The sequence below is a fragment of the Paenibacillus sp. EZ-K15 genome, from assembly GCF_002573715.1.
Taxonomy (GTDB): domain Bacteria; phylum Bacillota; class Bacilli; order Paenibacillales; family Paenibacillaceae; genus Paenibacillus_AQ.
This window is the reverse complement of sequence record NZ_PDHM01000015.1, coordinates 16,777-27,299: the sequence shown is the minus strand read 5'-3', so window position 1 is coordinate 27,299 and position 10,523 is coordinate 16,777. Positions and strand designations below refer to the sequence as shown.

Sequence of the window (10,523 nt, the reverse complement as noted above, 5' to 3'; positions counted from 1 at the left end):
TTGAACAGCTCTACTACGAGAATGCAGCTTAACTTCTAAAGGTGTCCACTTTCTTGACAGAAGAGCATAATAACCTCTCTTTCTAATCTGCTTGTTAGTTTAAAGGAAACTAAGAGTTAATTGATGTTTGATATTATCGGTTTTTGCGCTGATTTCCTATAACGTTCCTGTATTCACGAACCCGAGAGGCTTAAAGGAGCGTCAGCGACTGGGTCGAAGACTTAGCCTCGCAGGAGTTGTCTGCCGGATACTACTTCCTCGAAATCCCTCTGGCAGACCAAGGGGCGTAGCCCCGCAGCGTGAATACGTTGTTAGCAGATTTCAGGGGCTTCTTCGAGCTACTTTCAATGTGCTTAGTTCATTAAGATTGAGATATATTCTTCATCTTTAAGCCTTGTCACCTTACAATTCTCATTGGATTCAAATTCTACTATTCTCTCTTCAATTGTTTTATTAGTACTATCTTTAAATACGTCCTCTCTATCATAGTGAGGAAAAATAAGCTTGTCGGTTACACCTAATGCCTTAAAATCCGTTAAATCCATTGTGTTCATCTGTGGAGTAAAGAAATCGACAATGTTAATATTCGGCCCCAGTAATAACGCTCCAGCACTTACTCCAACTATAATTACATTCTGTGCGGCCAGTGTTTTAATAATTTCATCAGCACCACTTTTCTTAGCGTAATACAATAATGTAAATGGATTTCCACCATTGATATATATAACATCTCTATGTATGAGAATTTGCGGGTCATCAAATTCTATATCTACAAAATTAATATGCTGAAACCCCATGTCCTTGAAATCTTGCATTGCCCTTTGTGCATATCTATTATTTTCTTTCATAGGGGATGCTGTTGTAATAATAGAGACCTTTAATTGAGAAATATCTCTATCAATAAAATCCAGAAATTGATTTTTAATATCTTCAGTATAAAAACCACAAGAGGTTAGTAACAAGCTACTCATTGAAATCCCCGTCCTTAAATAATAGTTTATCTAATCTTTATAATTTAATTAAGCATTCCCCTGATTTCTGCTAACGTCTTATCTACGAACTTCGCGAATACTTCCATATTACGTGTATTCCCGTACTTCGTAAACACTCCCTTCATCAGGATATCTACGAACTCCCTCTCCGTAATACCCCGATTTCAATAATCCAGCCGGCTCTTAATCTATCTGGCGTCCTTCATAGACACATGAGTATAACGCACTGTTGTTCGACTGCTTTGGTGCCCGAGTAACTCTTGTATATACCTTGGATCCGTACCTCCTTACAGTAAATGCTTTGTAAAGGAATGTCACAACACGTGAATACTCACCTTTTTCGCTACATTGGACCGGTTTTTCGCATGTTAAAACACCTTCTACACAGAAGGCTCTGTCAAGTGCCCTTCGTGCGATTGGCCCGAGAAAATCCATTCCTCGGGTTTATACACTCATTTCTGCAAAAAAAGACCCGCAGATCACATTTGTGACACCTGCAGGTCTCCGGTCTCCAGCCTTTTATTCATATCTCTTTCACTGTAGCCGTATATCTCTAAACATTTATCATTTGATATTACGAATATTGAGACAGATTTCTCGTAAAAATAGAACTTTTCGCATTCGACTTTCAAAAAAATATAATTCTTTTTATCATTTCAACTGTTCAAGAGCGTACTCCGTTGTAATCGTAATATTATCTGGCATGTCATGAATAGAAACCATTGTACTTCCTGTAAAGCATGAGGCTCCTTATTGAATTCTATTTTTTGAGGTGAGTTGTGTTTAACATACTTTTAAACCTCAGCTTGCTCAGTGCGTATTGTTTCTTAATCGACACGGAAAACAGGTCCTTTAGGAGAAAAAGGTAGTTCATTTCCTTTTGGCAATATATAAGCATGTTCTCGTCGAATGGTCAGTTTGTCGCAATAACCATCGGTAATAATTAAAAGTGGTCCATTTTTTGGAAAGTCCTCAGCATGAGTGATTAAATCAACCGCAGGCTGCAAAACGGTTCCCCCTCTACCTCTGACTTGAACACGATCTGCGATTGTCTCTGGGGCAACATAACCCGCATCGTAAGGAGCTGCATCGCAGAACACAAGACGAGCAAATGGTACATCTCGAGCTTGCGCGTAACTAGCAATAGCACCAAGCGCCTTAGCGAGCAATTTTTTATCCATTGAACCAGACGTATCCAAAATCACACCAAACGTACGTCCATCCTCAGATGAACCGCTGTAAACCCATTGAGGTCTTGGGATATCTGGCGTTGATGATTGGCGACGGCTGACACGGGCATAGGACCGCGTTTTTTCAAGTGGAGAAAAATATGAATCAAACCATTTGGCAAGCTCAACATCCCATTTAATCGGTGGTTGACCAAGTGCTCTAATTTCTTCAACAAGCCCAGAAGGAAGTAAACCCCTAGCTTGTTCTTCGTGATACATTAAACCTTGTTGAAGAGCATTCTTGCAAAAATCATCAAGCGTTTGCCCATTTCGAACATCCCAGAGCGACGCATCACCTTTGCCAATCATATCGCCTAATCCATTGCCACGAAGCGTAGCTAGTTTTCTATATAAGCGAATATCTCCAACCATTTTGTCGTAAATCGATTCTGCAGATAAACCTTTCAACTCTGGGTCTAAAAGCAGACCGATATTAGGATATTCACCAACTTGCATTTCAACCAACCAAAGGTTGATGACATAATCACAAGCGACATTCCACAAATAAGGATCGCGACCTTGGCAGCGTTCATGATGCTGTAGACCTGCGTGTAATAACTCATGCGCCATCACAAAAATACATTCTTCGTCCGTTAATCCAGCTGCTGGATTCATGTAAATTTCGCGTTCTACAACATCAATAGCCGCAACGGAAATGCTTAATCTTTGGCAGATAGCTTGGTCTTCAATAATTGAAAAACCGGAAGCAAGTGCGCCGAGCAATGGATAACGGTCCATGAACCACCGTTTTGCCCGCTGTGCAGCACTTTTAACACTCGTAGAATCTGTCAGGGAAGCGGAGTAACCTCCTGCAACACTTACAGCACTTGTGACCGCGTTAGATAACCCAATTGCAAAGTATTTTTCCCATTCGGGTTCTCCCCCCCAATAGCTACGCGCTGCTGTATCCCGAACATCCATATCCGAACTTGCTACACCTGCTGTGCCAAAATATTTCAAAACTTCCGGAACGCCCCGTGCACAAAATTGCTCATAAAGAAACTCCTCATCCTTTACGGTCATATCCGTTCGTGTTTCCATATCAGAAGGAGGTGTTCCTAGTTTTAAATCAGCAAGAAATTTGGCAATGTATAAATCACAAGCTGCATTCCATGCCACTGGATGATCTTTCGTTTTCAAATGACCAAGTCCTAAATGCAACAAACAATGAGCAAGCACATAGACCCACTCCGAGGTTTCGCCTCGGCGTTTAGGGTGCGTGTAAATATATCCACCTTTTGTAACAGTTGCCCAACCATTTATTGGATAAGGGGTCCCATCACGATGGACAATACTGGTTCTTGAACATAAAGGCGAAAATATAGGATGGTTTTCAATTATCTCTACTGCTGCTTGGAATTGTTTTAAAGCTGGATTTACAGGTGTCGATTTTTTTGACATCATTACCCCTTATCTTTAACGGCGAGCCGTGGTAAGTCACGAACAATTTCCACCATTAGCCAGTCAGGAATATTAGAGGATTGTTCATTTTTCGCAACAACGAGCTGTGCAATTTCAAAACTAATGGCAGACAAGTCTTTAATCAATTTTTTCACCGTATGAGCAAACTGCCTATGATTCCCACTGATATCATCTTTTCGAGCAGGAAGTTCTTTAATAATTTGTGCTCGAAAAGATTGAGCCAGAAAATAGAGAACATCACGATCTTCTGCAGCAGACGGAAATGAAATTTTGCCCTCTAAAATAGCATTTAATTGATATTTACCACTTAGATTTTTGTAAAAAGCTTTAAATTGTGTTGCATGAGCAGGAGTTAAAGAACCACCCGCTAAAATGCCGACCACTTCTGGTGATAAATTATCGCCAAACTCACGAAGTGCATCCGAAAGCATGTGCCAGGATCGGGGCGTGGAAAAAGGTTCTTCCGTTTTCGGAGGGGCACTCCAAAGATGATCAGGGCGAGACTCTAAATATTCAATAACTATCGTATGAATTTCGTTTTCGTAAGCCCAAGAAATCCAGTCTTGAAACGATACATTAAGTTGAACATGGAACATACGATTAATGAGCGCAGAGGACATTGGTTTTACAATTGCACTATCTTGCGCACGGTTGCCGGCACCGATTACAATCGAGCCTTCTGGAAGATGATAATCACCAATTCGACGCTCATGAATAAGACTGTAAAAAGCTTTTTGGACTTCTTGCGAGCAAGCATTAAGTTCGTCCAAAAATAAACAGTAAGGTTCATTGCGAGCAATCATTTTGGGTGGACAAAATTGACTTTTGCCATCAACGATCTGAGGCACGCCAATAATATCTTCTGGCGCAAGCTGAGAGCCTAAAAGTGAAACACATGGAAGTCCGACTTGATCTGCAAATGATTCAACTAAAGCTGATTTTCCAATCCCTGGGGCTCCCCAAATAAAGACAGGGCGAATAACGGAAACGTTAAGCAATATCTGCATCAATTGTGACTGTGTAACGGGAACAGCAAGATTCAATAGATATACTCCTTTTTCTTGAAAGATAATCTTATTATAACAAAAACCACCATTACGGCGGTTTTAAGAAAGCGTAAAATATGTTGTTTAAGTAACGATGTTACTAAAGGGAATAGCGTTGCTGCTGCGTTCCTTGCCTATCACGACTGTATCTACAAACCTTTTCCATTTAATCGACTCTTTTAGTTTAGTGAAAGAAGGAATAAAATACTAACAATAGAGACCCTCCGGCTTTATAACCCGTTTTACTTCTTTAATCACTTGGTGAATTTCGGCCTTGGGAACATGTAAGGGCAGTTTAGCGCATATACTGCATGGAATGAATTATCATCGAAATTGTGAGCCTTGAAAGATTAGAACACGGTCGGATCCTCCGGCATTTGTTCCAAAAATGCGCTGTCTTGTTACATCATCGTTTTACAAGCATTTTTCATAGTTCAATACTAAATTCCAAGAAATAAAGAAGCCGAATGGATCGTTCTCATCCACTCAGCGCTTAGGGTTATTTTACAATAATTTGTATAACATCACTTACCGTTGTTCCACTTCCATTCATAAACTCACCGCGATATTGATAAATGCCAGGAGATTTCCCAGAGATTTGTGTAATGGCCGATTGAGCACTTGGTGTTTGTGAAGATAAAGATTGCGTTTCAATGAGTTCGCCATTTTCATATAATCGATACTGTGCTGCGTTCGTGCCCCACCACATATTAGCAGTAATGGTATAGTTCCCATCTTGATCCCAGTTGTCACTGGACAACACAGGTTTGCCGGGATTCGCCTCAGTCACGGTGACGGTGTGTGGATCACACGAAGTCGTTCCATACAAATTCGATAACTCACAAGTATACACATAGGTTCCATTCGGCTTTCCTTGAATAGGAATCATGGAAGTCTGGGCAGCTGGCGAAACATCGGCCATTGACTTCGTTTGGATCAATTGGCCATTCTCGTACAACTTATACAGTGAGCCATTGTTTCCCCACCACATATTCATCGTAACCTCATAATTGCCATCATGTAAGCCTGTCGCAACACCGCTATTATTCAGAAAGTGTCGGTTTACCAGGCTCCTCATTTGCAAGCAGCTCCGGACTAACGGAATGCCGTTCGAACTTGACTGCATCAACTCTTGTATAGATCATATCGGCAGGAAGCGTTGGCGGGTCTACCGTTGTAGGAGTCTCCCTGGTTAAACGAACATACTCGCTGCCGTCTCCCGTAAAGTCGAACGTTCCTAGATTAACCCAACCCGATGAGCCGACCGTTGCATCGATATACGTGACCTCGGTACCCGTCTGATGCTTCACTTCCACTTTGACATGATTATCGTTTGCCGTCGTATGAACAAGCTTGTAGATGGAGACCGTATATTTCCCCTCTGGGAACTGACCTTTCCACGTTGCTGATGATCCTTGAACTGTAGTGTAACGGGACTTAACCCCAATTTTGTATCCGGCTAAATTGCTTTGGCTCCAAGACCCTTCTGTCGTGTATAACCCCGTTGTATCTGTACTGTCGACGATAACCGTTAGGTCCTTGATCGTTATGGTCAATGGCGGCGTTGTTAAGGTCACTCCGTCCATCGTTACAGTGGCCCATACCTCAATGTGATCCGTTTCCCCATCGAGATTTAGAAGGGTCAACCTACCGCTGCTAGCGACTTCAGCCAGATCTGTACGATCCACGAAATACTGCACATTTGCCTGTGTCAGATCACCGATCAAACCGTTATCCAAATAACCGGTTACGCTCAGTTGTGCGGTTTGAGTCATCTGCAGCTCGTTCCGATCGGACAGGATCACCGCAGATTCCAGTTGCGGTATCCTGTTCGGGTCCACCCACATTATCGCATCGGCAACTACCCTTGACTTGTTGGCTTTATTGGTTAGTTCCACATACCCGCTATCACCTGCAGCAAAAGGATAATCACCTAGGTGCACCCAAGTTCCATTCGCCGTTGTCTCATCAACGGTAACCGTCACGGTGCCCCCGCTATAATGAACGGTAAATGAGGCATTCGTTGCCCAGTTTTCACTCGCAGCTGTTATCTGCGGAAGCTTGTAATACACACTGTAAGTAACACTTTCCGGCAGCTCCGGCCGCCATTTCATTTTGCTTGTCGCTGTGCCGGCCGTCGATTTGGCATACACATAGTTATCATAGTAATAGTCGTTAGCCGTCGTATCCCTTATCCAGACGCCTTCTGTCTCCGCCTCCGTATTATCCACAATGATAGATGAACCATCCTGCCCATCATCGGGTTGGACTGGAGTTTCCGTTACTTGATCAGGCAGATAGAGTGTCCGCTTGCGGGTCTGTTTCCCTTCCGATTCCACATAATACGTGAAGGTTTGGGATAAATCGTTCACCCGTATTGACCATTCCATCGGATAGATCGTATCTGGGATGGTCGTATACGTAGCCCCGCCATCCAAGGAATAATGGATTGTCGCTGGTTTTGTCGTTTTGGCTTGCACATAAGCATCATAAACCGTTTCGTCGGGTTTGACGAACAGCATGCCTTTAACCGCATCGATTGGACTGTGGATATCGAAGAAATAGCTTGCATCCGATGTATCCGCAGTTCTGACCTGGTGCAGCGGCACATCAATGTTGAGTCCTTCTACAATGATAGCTGTGATTCCCTTGCTTGAAACCGTGGCTTGAATGATTCCGCCACTCATAATCGCTTGCTCTGGTGTGCCATTATCACGTATGATCGTTACGGTATAATCTTGTGCCGGGTTGAACCCAATGATTTGTTCATTCAATTCGATTGAAGTCTGAACTTCATCTGACGATACGTTGCTTAACCCGATGTAGAATTTATCCCCGCTCTCTCCTGTTATCCAGTTCAACTGAGGATCGTTAGTCTGGATAATTCCTTTGGGCATCCAGAGCCAAACGTCGGAATTACCGTAGAAATGACCTGGTTTATTCCCATAAAGGTGATATTTGAACCATAAAAAATTAGTTTCAAATACGGAAGGAAATGTAATGCTCCCATTCGATTTCAACGATTGTTCACTGATCAAATAATCCATCGTTTGCCCGAGCTGCCCCGGTATATGGTGATAATAGATGGATGTAGCCCCGCTTGGGCCTTCCAGAGGGAAATCCGGTTCAAGTTGGCTAACGGCGAAGCCATTATAGTAATAACCTGGATAACTGGAATATCGACCAATAACCGCATTATGAGCAATATCCTGCAGTAGTTTATCACCTGTATAGAGCGACAATCTCAGCATGAATGGAGCTTCCTGAGCATTCATCCGATAATAGCCGGTTGTACTTCCCGCTTCAAACGTCAATCCGCTCGGTGAAATAAGCCAACTATCCGCTTGTACGCCTCCTGCTACATCTTCTGGGAGCTTGCTCCTAGGATATTGAAATTTACCGCTTTCCGGCCAATGGAACGACTCCGCGTAATTATACGTCTCCGGCTGCGGAATCGTAACGTTACCTTCAGGAACCGGACGAGCAACAAACATGGTGGCATACCGTTTGGCTTCCTTATAAGCGGCATTCAAGTATTTGGGATCCTGAGTTTCCTCATAAAGCTCCAAGATCTCCATCCACAGCTTGCTATAATAATAAATGAACTCATTTTTACTTACATTCACGGATGCAGGCGTATCGATATGCTGCATGATATAGCTGTCGGCTGCATCCTTGGCAGCCTGTAAATACTGCGCATCTCCCGTCATACGATACATCATCAGGGGCTGAATGACAGGACCCCGGTCTTTCTGGTCAGGATCACGCACGAGGTACTCTTCCTGTGCCAGCGCCCCAATTCCTGCCGAAGTGCCCATCATCTGATTAACAGCGGCGACGCTTGAGACATCGAACGGCAGGGTGGCCATTTTCCATAACGAAGGCACACCGTATACTTTCTTCTGTGTCGGCGACCATCCGATACCATTTCGCGATACGCCATACTGGACGGACGGCAATGCTCTCGTATCGTAAAGCTGGTCATCTCCAGTCAAATAGTAAGCCCCCAGAAGAACCGCATTCGAGCTTGTTCGAACGCTATCCTCGTTTTCGATATCAATAAAGCCCTTGGCACGGCTCCACCACCCGCTGGGTGACGGGACATAATCAACAGAGTCGTCCCCTTGCGGCTCTATCTTAAGTAGATCGATCATATTGAACATCGCGTCAGTAAGCGACTGGTCTGAGACATTTTCCCGGTATGCCGAGTAACCGTACTCGTTGCGAAGAATATCCGCGTAGGACTCATACAGATTGCTTTTTTGAGCGATTAGTCCCATATGAAATTGATAGGTGCTTTCCGCGGTCATTTGCGAATAAGTCCCTAATTGAGGAGCATACAGGATTGGCTGCACGCTGCCTTCGTTGTTGACAAGGCTCATGCCAAGCCGTTGTTTCGTAACGCCTCCCGTCGGTTCAAATTCAACCGGAAGCTCTTCCGAGGGTACAAATACCCCATACGTCAATGGATTCCCCGAACCGTCATTCTTCTCAACCAGACTCATCGGAGCGCTCAGCTCCCTCAAGCTTGTTGATTCCACCGTACCTACCATTTTTGCATGCGACCTAAATCCATTTAATACTTCATTGACGCCGGAGATCAGCTCTGTAGTGAAGGACTGATATCCAATCACATAATTGCCATCGCGGCGAGGTGTGAAGGCTAAGGAAACATCTGGTTTATCCCCTGCCATGGACCAGTTCACTTCAAAATCGTAATCACTTCCATGAGAGGAATCAGTTAATACCGCCGTGTGGTTGTCGGGAAAAGTGACCCCGTCAAATGTAATCCAGCGTTTGTTCATTGTATCGTAGTAATTGGTTCGGCTCCCCGCATTCCCTTCCAATAAAACCCATTGCTCCTCAAGTCTTTCCGCCACATTATTTATCGGCACCCAGTTTCCCGTGTCCGTGTTCTTGTAGAACAAGTCACGAACGATGGATTTGCCCCCATCCCATGCTGCCTCATAGAAGGTCGCCTTATAGTTATCATTTTCGATGCTGCCTTTTTCCGTGTAACTGAGATTCGCTAATGTGCGGCTCCGCAGCGGGGGCAACGGCGGGGCTTGCTGCCTGATATTTCCTTCGAACTTGACTGCATCGGCCCGAGTAATAATCGTGCCCGTCGTAGGTTGTGTTCGAGTCAGCCTGACAAATTCGGTATCATCACCACTGAATTCATACTCCCCCAATCCACCCATCCAACGGATGGACCCGACGAAGGTCTAAGATCCATAAACATGACATCCGTGGTCCCGTTATGAACAATCTCAATCTTCACATTACTATCTGCTTTATCCGCCCAATCAAGCTTATAGAACGATATTCTCGCCGTCCCTGCTTCCAAGCGAGGATTCCATGTGATGCTCCTACCTACGGCATCCGTATATTTGGAACTGGAATTATTGTATCCCTTCACTCCTGCGCTTGTTGTCCAATAAGGAGCGGAGAACCCGTTATTCTCGTTACCCGCATCAGGCGTCACAACATCATTGATCGTAATGCTCCCGTCATCGATAATAATCGTCTGATAAGGTAAGGTCTCCGCATAAGCGGTCCTTATTCCGACCAGGCTGAAAGGAACTACTATCGTCAACATGAAAACGATTAAGAAAAACAGCTTCCTTTTGACCATACAAATCACAGCCTCTCCTCTTAATGACAACGCTTTCAAAATAATAATGCCCCTTTGCTCGAATGATCGAATGATCGAATGATCGTAAAGAAGCAATCAGCCTGATCCTTCTGGGTAATCCCGCTCTGTCGTTTTTATCATAGCATGTCACATCACCGTGAAATTTCTTTCATTTTAAGAATTTCTTATAAGATTTTAA

The 10,523-nt window shown here is 43.9% G+C and carries 6 protein-coding genes and 1 pseudogene; all 7 read right to left on the bottom strand.

From position 1 onward, the window contains the following. Positions 1-353: 353 nt before the first annotated feature. The 7 genes and pseudogenes from CRG97_RS12590 to CRG97_RS12560 all read right to left on the bottom strand — a co-directional run bounded on the left by CRG97_RS12590 (position 354) and on the right by CRG97_RS12560 (position 10,324). Positions 354-971, bottom strand: coding sequence for a Type 1 glutamine amidotransferase-like domain-containing protein (locus tag CRG97_RS12590; RefSeq protein WP_098743266.1), 618 nt, complete (start codon positions 969-971; stop codon positions 354-356). Between the two features lie 209 nt (positions 972-1,180). Next, positions 1,181-1,264 (bottom strand): annotated as a pseudogene (locus CRG97_RS33575) (tyrosine-type recombinase/integrase); the annotation flags it as partial. Between the two features lie 555 nt (positions 1,265-1,819). Next, positions 1,820-3,625 (bottom strand): vWA domain-containing protein, encoded by a 1,806-nt coding sequence (locus tag CRG97_RS12580; RefSeq protein WP_237566374.1) that lies wholly within the window; start codon positions 3,623-3,625, stop codon positions 1,820-1,822. Then, positions 3,625-4,686, bottom strand: a complete 1,062-nt coding sequence (locus tag CRG97_RS12575) for an AAA family ATPase (protein ID WP_098743264.1) — start codon at positions 4,684-4,686, stop codon at positions 3,625-3,627. Before CRG97_RS12575 ends, CRG97_RS12580 begins: the two co-directional genes overlap by 1 nt. Before the next feature lie 502 nt (positions 4,687-5,188). Continuing rightward, on the bottom strand, positions 5,189-5,686 hold the full coding sequence (locus CRG97_RS12570) for an early set domain-containing protein (RefSeq protein ID WP_153047492.1): 498 nt from the start codon (positions 5,684-5,686) through the stop codon (positions 5,189-5,191). Positions 5,687-5,732: 46 nt separating this feature from the next. Further along, a complete protein-coding gene (locus tag CRG97_RS12565) occupies positions 5,733-9,881 on the bottom strand; it encodes a golvesin C-terminal-like domain-containing protein (RefSeq protein WP_153047491.1) in 4,149 nt (1,382 codons plus the stop codon). Further along, a complete protein-coding gene (locus CRG97_RS12560) occupies positions 9,833-10,324 on the bottom strand; it encodes a hypothetical protein (protein WP_153047490.1) in 492 nt (163 codons plus the stop codon). The genes CRG97_RS12565 and CRG97_RS12560 overlap by 49 nt, the downstream gene beginning before the upstream one ends. Positions 10,325-10,523 lie beyond the last annotated feature (199 nt).